Annotated in this window: 17 protein-coding genes and 1 riboswitch; of the genes, 15 read left to right on the top strand and 2 right to left on the bottom strand. The window is 45.7% G+C overall.

Annotated features, from left to right (window positions below; translation table 11 throughout):
- The first annotated feature begins 62 nt into the window (after positions 1 to 62).
- From ACSFXJ_RS13190 to ACSFXJ_RS13175, 4 genes are all read left to right on the top strand, one after another.
- Positions 63 to 506: an AraC family ligand binding domain-containing protein gene (locus tag ACSFXJ_RS13190; protein ID WP_435920817.1), complete on the top strand. Its 444-nt coding sequence runs from the start codon at positions 63 to 65 to the stop codon at positions 504 to 506.
- Complete coding sequence (locus ACSFXJ_RS13185; RefSeq protein ID WP_435920816.1) at positions 485 to 838, top strand: helix-turn-helix domain-containing protein; 354 nt, start codon at positions 485 to 487, stop codon at positions 836 to 838. Before ACSFXJ_RS13190 ends, ACSFXJ_RS13185 begins: the two co-directional genes overlap by 22 nt.
- 153 nt (positions 839 to 991) lie before the next feature.
- On the top strand, positions 992 to 2,599 hold the full coding sequence (locus ACSFXJ_RS13180; protein ID WP_435920815.1) for an ATP-binding protein: 1,608 nt from the start codon (positions 992 to 994) through the stop codon (positions 2,597 to 2,599).
- Positions 2,596 to 4,224, top strand: a complete 1,629-nt coding sequence (locus ACSFXJ_RS13175; protein ID WP_435920814.1) for a thiamine pyrophosphate-binding protein — start codon at positions 2,596 to 2,598, stop codon at positions 4,222 to 4,224. Before ACSFXJ_RS13180 ends, ACSFXJ_RS13175 begins: the two co-directional genes overlap by 4 nt.
- Positions 4,225 to 4,284: 60 nt before the next feature.
- Here ACSFXJ_RS13175 and ACSFXJ_RS13170 read toward each other — a convergent pair whose 3' ends face one another.
- On the bottom strand, positions 4,285 to 4,455 hold the full coding sequence (locus tag ACSFXJ_RS13170; protein ID WP_435920813.1) for a hypothetical protein: 171 nt from the start codon (positions 4,453 to 4,455) through the stop codon (positions 4,285 to 4,287).
- A 215-nt stretch (positions 4,456 to 4,670) separates the two neighbouring features.
- Between ACSFXJ_RS13170 and ACSFXJ_RS13165 the strand changes: the two genes are divergently transcribed.
- From ACSFXJ_RS13165 to ACSFXJ_RS13135, 7 genes are all read left to right on the top strand, one after another.
- On the top strand, positions 4,671 to 5,201 hold the full coding sequence (locus ACSFXJ_RS13165; protein WP_435920812.1) for a GNAT family N-acetyltransferase: 531 nt from the start codon (positions 4,671 to 4,673) through the stop codon (positions 5,199 to 5,201).
- A 165-nt stretch (positions 5,202 to 5,366) separates the two neighbouring features.
- Complete coding sequence (locus ACSFXJ_RS13160; protein ID WP_435920811.1) at positions 5,367 to 6,134, top strand: ABC transporter ATP-binding protein; 768 nt, start codon at positions 5,367 to 5,369, stop codon at positions 6,132 to 6,134.
- Positions 6,121 to 8,052 carry an FtsX-like permease family protein gene (locus tag ACSFXJ_RS13155; protein WP_435920810.1) on the top strand — a complete coding sequence of 644 codons (1,932 nt, stop codon included), beginning with the start codon at positions 6,121 to 6,123 and terminating at the stop codon, positions 8,050 to 8,052. Before ACSFXJ_RS13160 ends, ACSFXJ_RS13155 begins: the two co-directional genes overlap by 14 nt.
- A gap of 15 nt (positions 8,053 to 8,067) precedes the next feature.
- Positions 8,068 to 8,430: a YxeA family protein gene (locus ACSFXJ_RS13150; protein WP_435920809.1), complete on the top strand. Its 363-nt coding sequence runs from the start codon at positions 8,068 to 8,070 to the stop codon at positions 8,428 to 8,430.
- A gap of 215 nt (positions 8,431 to 8,645) precedes the next feature.
- The gene (locus ACSFXJ_RS13145; RefSeq protein ID WP_435920808.1) at positions 8,646 to 9,359 is read left to right on the top strand and encodes a response regulator transcription factor; all 714 of its coding nucleotides are present in this window, start codon (positions 8,646 to 8,648) and stop codon (positions 9,357 to 9,359) included.
- A complete protein-coding gene (locus ACSFXJ_RS13140) occupies positions 9,356 to 10,783 on the top strand; it encodes a sensor histidine kinase (RefSeq protein WP_435920807.1) in 1,428 nt (475 codons plus the stop codon). The genes ACSFXJ_RS13145 and ACSFXJ_RS13140 overlap by 4 nt, the downstream gene beginning before the upstream one ends.
- Before the next feature lie 12 nt (positions 10,784 to 10,795).
- Positions 10,796 to 12,004, top strand: a complete 1,209-nt coding sequence (locus tag ACSFXJ_RS13135; protein WP_435920806.1) for a macrolide family glycosyltransferase — start codon at positions 10,796 to 10,798, stop codon at positions 12,002 to 12,004.
- A 74-nt stretch (positions 12,005 to 12,078) separates the two neighbouring features.
- On the opposite strand, the gene ACSFXJ_RS13130 is transcribed toward ACSFXJ_RS13135, so the two are convergent.
- Complete coding sequence (locus ACSFXJ_RS13130) at positions 12,079 to 12,561, bottom strand: glutathione peroxidase (RefSeq protein ID WP_435920805.1); 483 nt, start codon at positions 12,559 to 12,561, stop codon at positions 12,079 to 12,081.
- Positions 12,562 to 12,710: 149 nt separating this feature from the next.
- On the opposite strand from ACSFXJ_RS13130, the gene ACSFXJ_RS13125 reads away from it, so the two are divergent.
- The 4 genes from ACSFXJ_RS13125 (at position 12,711) to ACSFXJ_RS13110 (ending at position 15,306) form a co-directional block, all read left to right on the top strand.
- Positions 12,711 to 13,160 carry a MarR family winged helix-turn-helix transcriptional regulator gene (locus tag ACSFXJ_RS13125; RefSeq protein WP_435920804.1) on the top strand — a complete coding sequence of 150 codons (450 nt, stop codon included), beginning with the start codon at positions 12,711 to 12,713 and terminating at the stop codon, positions 13,158 to 13,160.
- 182 nt (positions 13,161 to 13,342) lie between these two features.
- Complete coding sequence (locus tag ACSFXJ_RS13120) at positions 13,343 to 14,119, top strand: TerC family protein (RefSeq protein ID WP_435920803.1); 777 nt, start codon at positions 13,343 to 13,345, stop codon at positions 14,117 to 14,119.
- Between the two features lie 184 nt (positions 14,120 to 14,303).
- Positions 14,304 to 14,756 carry a MarR family winged helix-turn-helix transcriptional regulator gene (locus ACSFXJ_RS13115; RefSeq protein ID WP_435920802.1) on the top strand — a complete coding sequence of 151 codons (453 nt, stop codon included), beginning with the start codon at positions 14,304 to 14,306 and terminating at the stop codon, positions 14,754 to 14,756.
- Positions 14,757 to 14,790: 34 nt separating this feature from the next.
- Positions 14,791 to 15,306 carry a GNAT family N-acetyltransferase gene (locus tag ACSFXJ_RS13110; RefSeq protein WP_435920801.1) on the top strand — a complete coding sequence of 172 codons (516 nt, stop codon included), beginning with the start codon at positions 14,791 to 14,793 and terminating at the stop codon, positions 15,304 to 15,306.
- 50 nt (positions 15,307 to 15,356) lie between these two features.
- Positions 15,357 to 15,454, top strand: a riboswitch (guanidine-I (ykkC/yxkD leader).
- The last annotated feature ends 44 nt before the right edge of the window (positions 15,455 to 15,498 follow it).

Raw genomic sequence — 15,498 nt, 5'->3', positions numbered from 1 at the left:
TTCTTAATACTGCAGTACTTCGTTGCTTGATGATAGGCATACATGCCGATAGGGAGGAAGCTATGAAGATAAAATATCAGCATCGCGATCATGCGTTTCATTCCTTTATCTCCACCGATAACACCTATCCTCTACATCTCCATAAGAATGTGGAAATCGCTATGGTCTTGTCAGGCAAAATGAATATTCACATCAATGGAAGCGAATATGTTTTATCTGAAGGGGACGTAGCGATCATTTTTCCCAATCAGCCTCATAGTTACAAAACCATAGAGAAGAACCAGATCCTGTTGATCTTTTTTGAAGCGACTTTTCCCGGAGATTTTACCGGGGACTTGCTTCACCATATCCCGGACAATCCCGTAGTCGCCAATCATCAGGTGTTGCCCGATCTCTTGACAACGTTGTATAAACTATATAAAGAACAGTACGATCAACGTCTGCTCAAGGCCTATACTTCGGTAATTTTAGGACATGCTTTGCCATGCTTGTTCATGAAAAAATAGATCACAAGAAAGACATGGAGCTCATCCCTAAAATTCTGACTTATATCGACATGCATTTTTTGGAACCGATCAACCTGAATTTGATGTCCATCGAGCTTGGTATCAGCAAATTCATGATTTCCCGAATCTTCTCCGAACAGTTCCGCATTTCATTTCGCGATTATATCAACGGCCAACGTGCAGCCTTTGCCCATATGTTGCTGTTATCCACGACGAATCCGGTCACCGATATCGCGTTCGATTCCGGATTCAACAGCTTGCGCTCATTCTATCGCGTTTTTAAAAAGGAATACGGGGTCACCCCAAATGAATTCCGTCGAAAAGAGTTCTAATACGTAATTTTCGGAATTGAAGAAAATGGTGAATTCTCAATTTATTTGGAGGATAAAGTCGAAATGAAGAAGGGGTTCGGGCAGGAAGTGGAGAAATATTACTATATGCTGTAGGGAATATAGTACAATTCGTAATTCTGGGGGTACGATCACATGGAAAACTATTTCCTTGCGGAGATTCGTCGACGTTGTTTCGAAAACGGAATGCAGCCAACGGATATCCCTTCTCCCTTAACAACCGTGACTGAAGAACATTTACAGAAGCAAAAACGGCTTTATGCCGATATTTTAGAAGTTACGAATGTTTTTGGTGAGAATACGATTAAGTTGCTCAATGGTCAAATGGTGTTATTTCTGGTCACTGATGATGAAGGCGTGGTGATTGATTCCTTCGGTGATCGGATCATGAAAGAAAATCTATCGCAGTTAAACATTAAAGAGGGGAGTTTGATGCTCGAGAGAGAAGTGGGCATTTGCGCAACGCTGGTTGCCTTGGACAAGAAAATTCCTTTTCAAACCGTAGGAACGGATCATTTCCATCTGGTATTGCACGATTCCGCCTGCCAAAGCGTTCCTTTCTCTTTTCCAAGCGAACATGGGGTGTTGGAAGGGACCATCTCCCTGATGACGAGCATCGTCGAATTTAGCAATTATCAGCTTGCTATGTTGGTCAATATGGTGGAATCGATGGGGCGGGAGCTGATCCTGAGAAAAACGAACCAGCGCCAGTTAAATTTGCATCATCTCATGGTAAATAACCTGGACACCGGCATTCTCCTGGCCGATCAATACGGTGTGATCGTAGATTTTAACCATATCGCACAAAGCATGATTCCGGATTATATTGCGGTAGGAGAGTCTTCACTTCATATCACGGAGCTTGGGCCGCATATCGCGGAAGCCATTGCAGAGGGGCGGCGGCAGCGGGGCATCGAGGTGCACTTCAATGTCAAAGGGATTCATACCGTATGTCTTGTTGATATTATACCTATTTTTGAAAACGGCAGGATTCAAGGTGCTTATGCACAACTTCGCGATATTACGGAGCGCTATTTGCTGGAGCAGCAAATCATCGTCAGCGAGAAGCTTTCGGCGATCGGAAAGTTGGCAGCCGGCTTGGCTCACGAAATACGCAATCCGCTTACCGTCATTATGGGCTTTGTGCAAATGATTCGGTCGCACCAGCTCGATCCCCTAACCACGAAGTATATGGGGTATGTTCATGAAGAGCTGGAGCGCGTCAAGAACCTTGTTTCCGACTTTGTCACGATGTCAAAACCTTCCGTTCCGATCGTTAAGCCGATTCATATCAATGATTTTCTGGATAATGTACTTCGCGTGATGGAAGGACAGGCCGCACTTCATGATATTCGGTATGTCCGGGATTATCATACTACCGGCGAGGATATTTTGTTTGCGGATGCCGCGCAGATCAAACAAGTCCTGATCAATATGTTGCAAAACGCCGTTGAAGCTTCCGAACCTAATGAGGTCGTAACCTTAAAAACGCGAAAAAGAAATAACCATTTAATCATAACGATTTCCGACAATGGCAGCGGGATAAGTCCAGAGAACCTGACCAAAATACAAAATCCTTTTTTTACTACGAAAGAAAGCGGAACGGGTTTGGGTCTCTCGGTTTCCTACCGAATTATCAATAACCATAACGGAGAGATCACAATCGATTCTATATTGGGCACCGGTACGGATTTCAATATTCATTTACCTATGACAAGTATATTAGAGGAGTGTTCTGTGTGAAAAACGTTGTACAGCTCTTAGTTGAGACCTTAGTCAACCTTGGCATAACACACGCTTTTGGAATTCCGGGTAAATCGATTGCACCTTTAATATTGGAATTCGGCAACCAGGATATCGAGTTTATTTTGGGAAGACATGAGAGCGGTTCAGGATTTAGTGCCGGAGGCTATGCATTCACAAACCAAAAATTAGGCGTGGTGGTCGCCACTTCCGGACCGGGAGGCACCAATCTGGTTACTGCCGCGGCACACGCTAAAATGAACAGTTTACCCGTGCTTTTTATAACCGGTCATCAGTCGGCAGCCGAATTAGGGATTCCGCAATGCCAAGATTCCTCGCAATATGGAATCGATTTGGCGGAGATCATGAAGCCGGTCACTTTGTTTAGCACAATGGTTACGCGCGGGGATACTTTTCCCGCCATTCTTACCTATGCTTTGCGCGAGGCTATGACCGGAAGAAAAGGCCCGGTGCACCTCTGCATTCCTTTTGATGTTATGATCTCTCCCGTCAACGACCCAGTCGTTCAATTGCCATCCGGGAATGTAAGTTATATCGCCACGAATCTGGAGGATGCGATTCTTCAGATTCGAAATGCCCGCAACCCCGTTATTCTTGCAGGGAAGGGTATAGTGCTTTCAGGCGCGCAGAAGGAATTGGCGGAATTTGCCGAAACTTTTCATATCCCTATCGTCACGACTCCCGGAGGAAAGGGAAGTGTTTATTCCGAGCATCCTCTCTACTACGGGCCCTTTGGATTAGGCGGACATCAAAAAGCAAAGGATCTGTTGGAATCCGGCGTCGACTTGCTTTTGGTGATGGGGTCGCGCCTTAGCGATACAGCCTTGGCCGGCTTAGACCGCTCATATTATCCGGGGAAAATAGTCCAATTCGATATTGCGCATGAGTTTATGGGAGGAATTATTAAGTCGGAATACCTTCATGTATTCGGAGATTTACGAACAAATCTGGAGGAGATTTTACGTACATATCCTAAAGAAACCGTCAAATTACATACAACGAATTCATATCATGATCCTTTGCCTGTGTTGGAAAAGCTCTCTGTTGCCGAAGTCTGCCAAGCGGTTGGCGATATCATCCCCGAAAACACGACGATTTTCGCCGATGACGGCGCCCACGGTTATCATGCCGTCCGCTGGCTGGATTTAAAGCCTGGCGTGAAATTTTTCTTCGATTCCTATTTCGCATCCATGGCCAATGCCATCGGAATGGCGATCGGGGCGAAATTCGCCGATCAAGAACAGAACGTCATTTGTCTGACGGGGGACGGCTGTTTGTTTATGTTAGGCTCCGAGATATCTACCTGTGTGGCTGAGCAGCTGCCGGTCATTTTTATCGTCATCAATAACGGACAACTGGATATGGCATTGAAAGGGATGAGGCAGTTCACCGGCCGAACGGACGGCACTATTTTCAAACAACCTCTTGATGTTGCCGCATATGCGGCTTCGATGGGGGCGGAAAGTGCATATTGTTCGACTCTGAACGAATTTATAGAGGTGTTCAAACGAGCATTGAGTTCTACCAAGCCTTTTGTTATCGATGTTATCGTTGATAAAGAAGAAATTCCTTCCTCGTTGGCACGTGAAATGAAGCTTGATTAGAAATAAGCAAAAAGTCATCTGTAAAACGATTTTTGCAGATGACTTTTTTATGTGCTAAAGCTATTCCTTATCTTCTTCGGATACCTTGAACGGGCGTTTGGCGCTTTGTTTGATGTGGCGGTCGATTTCGGCTTCACCTTGAATTTCTGCGGCGGCCTCGACTTGATCATTCAACTGCTCCTCGATTTGACCGATTCCGTGCGCGCCTTGGTGGTTTCTGCTTGTGGACATCGTTTTTAAACTCCTCCTTGTATCGGTGATAAGCATCAAACTTACATTACACCATTTCGAAAAGGATTATTCATTAGGTTTTAGGGCTTTAGATCGCCTTCCGATTGCGGATATATCCGTTAGTGCGGCAGGATGGGACATAATATGTTAGCATGTAAAAAGGGTGCGACGCGCGCAGCAGCATGAATAAACTGACAGGTATTGGAGTGAGAGGCATGATTCAAAATGAGACGTTCGATCAAGTATTTAATATCATGAAGGATTCCTTTCCGACTACGGAATTTCGCAATTATGAAGGGCAAAAGAAATTGCTGTCAAATCCGCATTACCGGCTTATGACGGAAGAGAATGAACAAGGCGAAGTGATCGCATTTCTCGCCGGGTGGGAGCTGAAGGACTTCAGATTTGTGGAGATGATTGCGGTTTCTCCGACGATTAGGGGAGGGGGAATCGGAAAGCGTCTGATGCAGCGGTTTATCAAACAATCCGCCTTACCGGTTGTCCTGGAGGTTGAGCCGCCTGAAGAAGAGCTGAAACAGAGAAGGATCGGATTTTACGAGCGTCTTGGTTTCAAGTTAGGCAACCATAAGTATGTTCAGCCTCCCCTGCGAGAGGAGAACCCGGAATTGCCCTTATGCATCATGAGTTATCCGGAGCTTTTGACGGAATCGCAATTTATGAATGTCAGAGATCAATTGTACAGAGAAGTGTACAATATTCGCGATAATAAAAACCCAACAATTTAATGGCATTAATTAAAATCAAAAACCCTCAGGGAAGCTCAATCATCAGCCCTGAGGGTTTTTGGCGTAAATTTAAGGTTGCTGTAAGGTTGGGATTAACACGGTGTAAGGTTCGGTCTATAAGATGGAGGATGTCATCAATAATCTTTTGATTTAAGGAGAATCCCAATGAAAACAATACTTCAAGCCAAAAACGTGAACAAAACTTTTGGCGCCAAAGGTAACCAATATACGGCCTTAGAAAACATCAATCTGAGCATTGATGAGGGGGAATTCGTCGGTATTATGGGTCCGTCGGGGGCCGGCAAATCGACGCTGCTGAACATTTTCTCGACGATCGATACGCCGACTTCCGGAGAAATCACGATCGACGGGGAAAACATCGTCGCCATGAACGAAGAAAAGCTGTCCGATTTTCGCAGAAACAAGCTCGGATTTATTTTTCAGGATTACAATCTGCTCGATACGTTGACGGTAAAGGAAAATATTTTGCTTCCGCTGGCTCTGTCCAAGGTTCCTGCCGCAGAGATTGAAAAGCGGGTCCATGGGATGGCCGACACGTTCGGAATACGCTCCATCCTCGATAAGTATCCATATCATATTTCGGGCGGACAAAAACAGCGGGCGGCGGCATCGCGGGCGATCGTAACGAATCCAAGCCTCATCTTGGCGGACGAGCCGACCGGCGCGCTGGATTCGAAATCGGCGACCAGCCTGCTTGAGAGCCTGAGCAAGCTGAATCTCGAAAACCAATCGACGATCCTGATGGTCACGCACGATGCGTACGCGGCGAGCTTCTGTAATCGGGTCATTTTCATCAACGACGGGCAGTTGTTCCGGGAGCTTCATAAGGAAGGGGCGGCACGGAAGGAATTTTTCGGACGAATTCTCGATGTCCTAGGTACGCTCGGAGGTGAACATCATGACGCTGTTTAAGCTTGCCGGGAAAAACATCCGAAATAACTTCACAAATTACTTCTTATATTTTGCATCGATGATTTTTAGTGTTGTAATTTATTTCACCTTTGTTTCTCTGAAATACGATAACGCCATTCAATCGGCTTCGGACGGTTCGCCGAAAATCGGTTCGGCTTTTAGCGGGGCTGCGGTCGTACTGATCGTATTCGTCGCCGTCTTCATATGGTATTCGAATTCGTTTTTCACGCGCAAGCGCAAAAAGGAGGTCGGACTGTATTCCTTGCTCGGCGTCCGCAAAAAACAGATCGGGCGGATGCTATTTTACGAAAACTTTCTGATGGGCGTTCTGGCGCTGATCGCGGGTATGGCGCTTGGCTCGGTGCTCAGCCGTTTTTTTGTGATGATTTTGATGAAAATCATGGGCTTTGAGGCGCTACCGGACTTTTCGATATCCACAGCCGCGATCGTCAATACGTTTATCGTATTTATGATCATTATTTTGATGACGTCGATTCAAGCTTATCGATTAATTTACCGCTTCAAGCTCATCGAGCTGTTCCATGCGGATCAAGAGCATGAAAAGGAGCCGAAGGCTTCCATTCTGCTTGCCTTGTTGTCCTTCGTCCTCATCGGCTTCGGCTATTGGCTTGCACTGCAAAATCTGTTCACATCCAAAGCTTGGGCAACCATCGGCTTGATGCTGACTCCGCTCGTCATTTTGATATCGGTCGTTTTAGGCACTTATCTGCTGTTAAACACCTTGACGGTCACGCTATTGAAGCTGTCCCGTAAAAACAAAAAAAGTTACTGGAAAGGCTTGAATTTGATCGGGACGTCCCAGCTGTTGTACCGGATGAAAGGGAATGCGCGTACGCTGACGATCATCGCGATCCTGAGCGCGACGACGTTAACGGCGGTCGGAACGGCGTACAGCTTATATTACAACAACCGTACGAATGCGGAACTTGCGAATCCAAACAGCTTTATGTTTATCGGAGGGGACGAAAAAGCGGACGACCAAGCCGATCGGGCCATTAAAGAAGCTTCGGGCCATAAGCTGCTCTATCACGAGTCCATTAACCTCCTTGAAGTGGAGGCCGATACCTCCGGACTGGAGCAAAGCACGGGAACGGACGAGCAATCTTTTGCGGTCATTTCGAATCATGACTTTAACCGGTTGGCCAAGCTTCAGGGGCGGGACGATGCCTTAAGCCTTGAAGGAAGCGAGGCTGCAGCGCTCGAACCTGCTTATATGGAAGGGATTTCCCCGGATTATGTGGGTTCAACGCTAAAGTTGAATGGAAACGGAGTAAATGAAACGCTCCGATTCAAAGTATTGAAGAAATACAGCGTAATGAACGCTGGAACCGTGTACTCCTCCATCGTTGTCAGCGACGAGATGTTTGCGGCGCTTCAGTCGAAGGCCAAAGCGATGGTAGCACAAGTTTACGGCATTTCGAATCAGGACAAGGCGAAGGAGCTGACGGATCAACTGGAAGCAATTTTGCCGGATAACGCCGGATTATCGAGTTTTTATGGAGACTATGCGCGGGGCATGGAATCGACCGGCCTTTTGGTCTTCATGGGAGCCTTTCTCGGCTTGGTATTCCTGGCCGCGACAGGCAGCATCATTTATTTCAAACAACTGACGGAAGCAAGCAGCGATAAAGCCCGTTATGTGATATTGCATAAAATCGGCGTCAATAAAAGAGAGATCCGAAAAACGGTAGCTAAGCAAATGTCGTTTATTTTTGCCCTGCCGCTTGCTTTCGGAATCGCGCATTGCGCCGTCGCCTTGTCGGCGTTATCGAAGCTGATGATGACCAGTCTGGTCGTTCCCGTCGTCATCTGCATGGGGGCGTATGCTTGCATTTACGTCGTCTATTATTTCATGACCGTGAACAGCTACTACAAAATCATAACGAATGTAAAGTAAAAGGAGAGGATCAAAGTGAAAAAGGGACTTATTGCAGGAATCGCCGTGCTGGTCGTGCTTGTCGGATTTGTCGTTTTCATCCAAAACGTCAATATAAACCGCCTTGGGGCACAGCAGTATTACGTCCAGATTAATCAGGACGGGAAGAGAACGGAGTCGGGACCCGGGCAGAAGTATGTCAACTACGAATACGTGTTAAAGGGCTTTGATTCCAGCGGAATAGAAAAGGAATTGACTTTTAATGCAGGCAAGGAATTACGGAAAGACGCTTACTTGCGGATTTATTTGAAGGGCGACGATGTTAGTTCGTATCAGGAAGTTCAGGCTGCGGAACTGCCGGAAGCGGCTAAGCAAAAGCTGGAAGCTGCCGGAAAGTAAGTTTCCAGGCTTGAGGTACCTCATGGGAACGCATGAACTAGATGTATGAATTTTAGAGGGAGAAACCGATGAAAAAACCGATAAATAATTATGCATTCCCGATCAGCACGGATTCAAAAATTCGGTTATAGTTAATGGCAGGACGGGGAAGATGATGATAAGCATCAGAGCTATACCTTTTCTTTCCCGCCTGCAGAAAGGAGGTTCAGACCGAATTGCCGCTAGAGCAAAAAATACTGATCGTTGATGATGAAGAGGATATCGTTAAGCTTTTGAAAACCGTGTTGGCCAAGGAAGGCTTCGAGCACGTGTTTACGGCCGCCACCGCGGAAGAAGGCTGGATCCGGTTTCAGGACAAGCAACCTGATCTCGTCATATTGGATATCATGCTCCCCGATGGTGAGGGGTATGACGTATGCAAGCAAATCCGCAGCGTTTCGAACGTGCCGATTTTCTTTTTATCCGCCAAGACCGAAGAAATCGATAAGATCCTCGGATTTGCGATCGGCGGGGACGATTACATTACGAAGCCGTTTAGTCCCAAAGAAGTGGCCTACCGGATCAAGGCCCGGTTTAGAAGAGCGGATACCATCCTGGAAGAAGATAAAAAGGAACACATCCTGAAGGGCGGCCCGTTTGAGCTGGACGAACAGAAATTCGAATTGAAGAAAAACGGCGAACTTATCGAGCTAAAACCGAAAGAGCTCGGCTTATTTACCCATTTGATGAAGCATGCAAACCGGATCATAAGCAAGGAGAGCCTGTACGATCATGTATGGGGAGAGGATTCCTTCGGTTTTGACAATACGGTCATGGTCCACATCCGGCGTTTGAGGGAAAAAATCGAGGACGATCCTTCGAATCCGAGGTTTTTGATGACGGTAAAGGGGCTCGGTTACAAGCTTGTCCTGGAGGAACCGGAACGATGAAATGGCGGCTGACCGGCAGGTATCTGACGTCCGTCGTCCTCATTGTCGTCATCGTTATTGTCATGAACATCCTGGTGATATCCGGGCTTTTTATATACCAGAACATTTTCGCAAAAAATCCGCTTCGCAATACAGACGCCTCGGCCGAGACCATTACCCGCTCGTTCGGACACGAAATTACCGTTTCCGAATCGGGGATGGACATCACCGAAGAAGGAAAGAAAACCCTTGAGCTGAATCAAGCCTGGATTCAAATCTTGGACGAGAACGGCAAACAGGTCTACGGATACCGCGTGCCCGAAGGCGCGAAAACCAATTATGCGCCGATAGACATCGTTCAAACCTATAAGTATATGGAAAAGGAACTGATGTCGACCGTTTTCGCCGGAGAAATCGCGGGCAACGGCGAAAGATACAGCTATTTGATCGGTTTTAAAAATCCTTATCTGGAACGGAATATTCTCACCTATGATATTCGGAAGGTCGGTCGGTTTCTTCAACTCGGGATATTGGTACTGCTTTGCGTCGACGGCTTCATTGCGCTTTGTATCGCTTATCTGTTCAGCAAACGATTAACGCGGCCGCTTCATGCCCTCATTGACGGGATTAAGCAGCTGGCTCATAAAAAGTACGACGTCCACTATGAAACCAAGGGAGTCTACAAAGACGTGTTTTATAATGTGAACGTGCTAAGCCAGGAACTGCGGGCAAACGAAACGGAACGAAAAAAACTGGACCGGATGAAGGAAGAATGGATCGCCAACATCACGCATGATATTAAAACGCCGCTCGCGTCGATTCAGGGGTATGCGGAAATGATGAAGGATAAGGATTATGATTTCACAGAGGACGAAATGCGAGAATACGCGGAAATCATCGAACGGAAATCGCATTATTTAAAAGACCTGATTGAGGATTTAAATCTCTCTACACGTCTAAAAAACAAGAAACTGACGCTCAATTTGAAAAGCATCAACATCGTGACCCTGGTCCGAAACGCCGTGATCGATACGCTCAATGATGCCCGTTACGGTAACCGCAATATCGATTTTCGCTACAGCGACGAGACGATCAAAATGGATGTTGACGAAATTTTGATCCGCCGTGCGGTCAGCAATTTGATCTATAACGCGATCGTCCATAACGAGGATGATGTGGCCGTTCAAGTCAGCGTAGAAAAAGAAGGGGACTTCGTTCGAATCGTTGTCGAAGACTATGGAAAAGGGATCCGGAAAGAAGAATTGGAACGAATTTTTGACAGATACTATCGCGGAACGAATACGGGTGAGCTGCACAAAGGGTCAGGGCTCGGCATGGCCATTACGCATGATATCGTGGAAGCCCATGGCGGCACAATTCAGGTGGAGAGCGAGCTGCATCGGGGAACAAGAGTCGAAATTCGGCTAAAGAGCGGAATATCTTAGAGGTGATTCTAAATGGCGCGTGTATTGTTTATTAACGGCGGCTCCGAAGGACATATCAATCCAACGATAGAAGTTGTTCAAGAGCTGGTTTCGCGTGGAGAAGAAGTTGTTTACTTCTGCATAGAGGCTTTTCGGGAACGGATTGAAATGGCGGGCGCAGTAGTTCGGACCTTTGACGATCAAAAATTCATCAAAGCCTTTGTCTCAGGCGGAAGAAAATATGTGCTCGAAAGAATCAACGGTCTATTACTTACTGCGGATATCGTCATACCGAGCGTGCTTGAACAGATCGAAGGGGAGCATTTTGATTACATCATCCATGATTCCATGTTCGGCTGCGGACGTTTGCTCGCCCAAATGCTTCATCTTCCCGCGGTCAGCTCCTGCAGCACCTTCGCAGAGACGAAGGACGACTTTGAAGAGGATTTGAATGAGTTCTTCGCGGACATTCCGGAAGACATTGTAAAACCGATTGAAGATAAGTATCAAAGCCTGACGGTTATGTTAAAGGAGAAATACGGTGTGGAAATCCTTGCTCCTTACGAAGTGTATTGTAATCCTGCTCCGTTGACGCTCGTTTATACGACAAGGGCGTTTCAACCGAAGGGGGAAACATTTGACCAAGCCTATAAGTTCGTAGGTCCGTCCATCTCATCGCGCCCAGCCCATGAAAGTTTAGACATTGCTGTAATCCAGGAGAAAAAACCAATTTACATTTCGCTGGGTACTGTTTTCAATCAGGCAGCGGATTTCTATAAGCTTTGTTTTGAAGCATTCGGGGACACGGATCATACCGTAGTCATGTCTGTAGGGGATAAAGTCCATATAACCGATTTAGGGGAAATTCCTAATCATTTTATTGTCAAAAGCTATGTGCCGCAAACGGATGTGCTGCAATACGCTAAGTTATTCATTACGCATGGGGGAATGAACAGCGTCCATGAAGGCCTCTATTACGGGGTTCCTTTAATTGTTATCCCGCAAAGTGCGGATCAGCCGGTCATTGCCGGGCAAGTCGCCAATTTAGAAGCAGGCATAGTATTACATATGAATCAACTGACGGCCAATCATTTGCGTGAGGCGGCAGATCATGTGCTAAATCAGCCAGCCTTCAAGGAAGCCGCAGCAAACGTCGGCAAATCCTTTCGAAATTCAGGAGGGGCGCGCCAAGCCGTTGATGAGATATTCGATTTTAAAAAACAATGCTCGATATCGATTTAAAAGCCGCTGAGACGCGGCTTTTTTTAATTTATCGACTAATGCGGCGATGACCTTCAGCCTGAGCGGGGGACAGCTTATGAACCCAACAAACCTTGGATATGGCGTTCTATTTTTTCCGGCTCTTCCGTGGGTCCAAACCGTTTTACCACTTTTCCGTTGCGGTCGATCAAAAACTTCGTAAAGTTCCATTTAATCGCTTTGGAACCAAGCAAGCCCGGCGCTTCTTGGGTCAGATGCTGAAACAATGGATGCGCGTTTTGGCCTTTGACGTCTATTTTGGAAAATAGCGGGAAGGAGACCCCGAAATTCAGCTCGCACGCCTGAGCCACCTCTTCATCCGTGCCGGGCTCTTGATTGGCAAATTGACCGCTAGGAAAACCGAGAACGGCGAATCCTTGATCCCTATAAGTATCGTGCAAACTTTGCAGCCCTTTGAATTGCGGTGCGAACCCGCATTTGCTCGCCGTATTTACGATCAACAGTACTTGGCCGCGATATTGCTCCAAGGTTTGTAATGTACCTTTTATCGTTTTTACCTCAATATCGTATAATGACAATGAAATCCCTCCTATATATTTTGTTAAATTTAATTGTATACAATGCATTTATGAAATTCAACCGATTCCTCGCTTTGACGTACCAAGATGAAGAATGCTATAATTCGCGCATATTTAATTGCACACAATATAATGGCAGGTGAACGGATATGCAACCCGATGATTACATGAAGCTCGATCAACAACTATGCTTTGCATTCTATACATGTTCTCGTGAGATCATGAAATTGTACCGCCCGCTACTGTCTCCTCACGGACTGACATATACGCAGTATATCACGTTGCTTTCCTTATGGGAGAGGGACGGCGTCACTGTCAAAGAATTGGGAGCAACGCTGTTCCTGGACTCGGGAACTCTCACTCCACTGTTGAAGAAACTGGAATCGATGAATTTAATTACACGAACCCGCGATAAGGCGGATGAACGGAATGTTATCATAGAACTGACCGAAATTGGACACGCCTTGAAGGAGCAAGTCAGCGATGTCCCGAAAAAACTTTACGCAGATACGAAGGTTCGAATCGAGGATATCACCGCTATGCGTGAGCAAATCCAATCATTTTTACGCAAGATGGGCGAAGTTCCTGATGAAAGTTGAAGATTATTCGTCAAATCGTTCTTAATCCGCTATTTATTGAATGAAACGAGATATAACTTGACAACGTAAATAACGAAGTAAGTAACGGTGCAATCAAGACCGGAAAAGCTTCAAACGAAACTTGAGGGGGAAAGTAAAAAAGTTTGGCATGAACAGTCAGATCATAGAGAGGGGAATTACTGTTGGAATCCATTTGGTTGGAGTATGCATGGGCATTACTGATTCTCATTGGATTGGAAGGCTTACTTTCTGCGGATAATGCGCTGGTTCTTGCGGTTATCGCGAAACACTTGCCGGAGAATCAGAAGAAAAAAGCCATTAATTATGGAATTATTCTGGCTTTTGTTTTTCGTTTCGCAGCACTGTTTGCAATTTCGTTTATCGCAAACGTCTGGCAAATTCAGGCGGTCGGGGCTGCCTATCTTCTTTACCTAGGGTTAAAGCACATCATCAAAGCGCGTTTCGGCAAGGAAAACAAAAACAATCGCGAGGACATCAAGGAAGACGCTGCCGGAAAAAGCTTCTGGCCGACCGTAGGGAAAATTGCAATTGCGGACCTTGCCTTTGCGATTGATTCCATTCTTGCGGCAGTGGCTCTGGCACTAGGACTCCCGGATTCCCCGCTTCGGGATTTCGGCGGTATGGATGGAGGACAATTCCTGGTTGTCGTACTTGGCGGAATTGCCGGGCTCGTCCTGATCAAATTTGCGGCCACATGGTTTGTAAAGCTGCTTGCGCAGCGGCCAGCGCTGGAGACTACGGCATATGCCATCGTAGCATGGGTCGGCGTCAAGCTCGCAGTCATTACCTTGGCCCATGAAGATATCGGTGTGTTGGATCATCATTTTCCTCATAGCACCGGGTGGACGCTTGTCTTCTATGTAGTCTTGGTTGCAATCGCCCTAATCGGTTGGTTTGCGCCGTCGAATAAAAAACAATCACAGGCAAATCCGCTTTAGAGTTCCACTTTCTTAATTCTTTACCTGATGATGGCCATCCTACATAGGATGGTCATTTTACTTTTTGACCTTTAGATAGCTAGAGGAGTTTATACAGAAATACACTATAATGTTGCATTTACAACATTAACGATGTAATATTTTCTTATCTCGATTGAAAATCAAATTATAGCGGAGTTGAAATATGAAGGAAGTACTTCGTGAAATCGGAATGATCGCAAGATCATTGGACTCGATAAGCAATATAGAATTTAAACAAGTTGACCTTACGAAAGGTCAGTACTTGTACCTCGTGCGAATATGTGAAAATCCGGGAATCATTCAAGAAAAGTTGGCTGAAATGATAAAGGTAGACCGAACGACAGCCGCTCGTGCGATAAAGAAGCTTGAGGCCAGCGGATTTATTGAAAAAAACGACGATCCGGACAACCACAAAATAAAAAAACTGTTCCCTACGGAGAAAGGAAAGGATGTTTACCCTTTTATAAAAAGGGAGAACGATTATTCCAATAAGGTTGCGTTATCCGGATTTTCCGAAAGTGAAGTGGATACCATCTTCCAACTGCTGCAAAGGGTCAGAAAAAACGTAGAAAAAGACTGGGTGTACGTAAAAAAAGGAAACAAGCGGAATTACTGATTTTTGAGAAGGAGAGAGAAGGGGAATAATCAACATGAATATAACTTTAAAAAAGTGCACGATAGAAGATCTGGCGAAACTTCAAGAAATCAGCATTGAAACATTCCATGATACGTTTAAGAATCAAAATTCTCCCGAAAATATGAAAGCTTACCTGGATCGGGCCTTTAACTTAGCCCAATTGGAGAAAGAATTGTCTAATGTCTCTACGGAGTTCCATTTTGTATATTCCAATGAAGAGATTGCCGGTTATTTGAAGGTGAATACCGATGAGGCACAATCCGAAAACATGGGGAACGCGTCGCTTGAAATCGAGCGAATTTATATAAGGAAAGCGCATCACAAACAGGGGCTGGGCAAATACTTAATCAACAAGGCCTTAGAAATAGCATTGGAACGACATAAACGAAAAATCTGGCTTGGGGTTTGGGAAAAAAACGAAAACGCGGTTGCTTTTTATAAAAAAATGGGATTCGTTCAAACGGGGAGCCACTCTTTTTATATGGGGGACGAAGAACAAACGGATTTCATCATGACTAAAACACTCTAAGTATAAGGGTTGAAATTGAATTAAATTTGTGTATAATTTAGGATCATAGTTAAAATGTTATCTAGGGTTCCGCGATCAAGATCGGCTGGTCCGAGAGATAACTCGCAACCGATAGGTTGTGTCACGGAGGGATAAAAGCCTGGGAGATAAACTGCGAACGCAGTTTGTTTCCCGGGCTTTTTTATTTTGCTG

The organism is Paenibacillus salivarius, from assembly GCF_051307165.1.
Lineage (GTDB): Bacteria > Bacillota > Bacilli > Paenibacillales > Paenibacillaceae > Fontibacillus.
Note: the sequence above shows the minus strand (reverse complement) of the source record. Positions and strands in the feature narration are given on the sequence as shown.

Coding starts and splice junctions, on each gene's coding strand:
- ACSFXJ_RS13190 (WP_435920817.1), top strand. CDS start 63: ATGAAGATAAAATATCAGCATCGCGATCATGCGTTTCATTCCTTTATC.
- ACSFXJ_RS13185 (WP_435920816.1), top strand. CDS start 485: ATGCTTGTTCATGAAAAAATAGATCACAAGAAAGACATGGAGCTCATC.
- ACSFXJ_RS13180 (WP_435920815.1), top strand. CDS start 992: ATGGAAAACTATTTCCTTGCGGAGATTCGTCGACGTTGTTTCGAAAAC.
- ACSFXJ_RS13170 (WP_435920813.1), bottom strand. CDS start 4,455: ATGTCCACAAGCAGAAACCACCAAGGCGCGCACGGAATCGGTCAAATC.
- ACSFXJ_RS13165 (WP_435920812.1), top strand. CDS start 4,671: ATGATTCAAAATGAGACGTTCGATCAAGTATTTAATATCATGAAGGAT.
- ACSFXJ_RS13160 (WP_435920811.1), top strand. CDS start 5,367: ATGAAAACAATACTTCAAGCCAAAAACGTGAACAAAACTTTTGGCGCC.
- ACSFXJ_RS13155 (WP_435920810.1), top strand. CDS start 6,121: ATGACGCTGTTTAAGCTTGCCGGGAAAAACATCCGAAATAACTTCACA.
- ACSFXJ_RS13140 (WP_435920807.1), top strand. CDS start 9,356: ATGAAATGGCGGCTGACCGGCAGGTATCTGACGTCCGTCGTCCTCATT.
- ACSFXJ_RS13135 (WP_435920806.1), top strand. CDS start 10,796: ATGGCGCGTGTATTGTTTATTAACGGCGGCTCCGAAGGACATATCAAT.
- ACSFXJ_RS13125 (WP_435920804.1), top strand. CDS start 12,711: ATGCAACCCGATGATTACATGAAGCTCGATCAACAACTATGCTTTGCA.
- ACSFXJ_RS13115 (WP_435920802.1), top strand. CDS start 14,304: ATGAAGGAAGTACTTCGTGAAATCGGAATGATCGCAAGATCATTGGAC.
- ACSFXJ_RS13110 (WP_435920801.1), top strand. CDS start 14,791: ATGAATATAACTTTAAAAAAGTGCACGATAGAAGATCTGGCGAAACTT.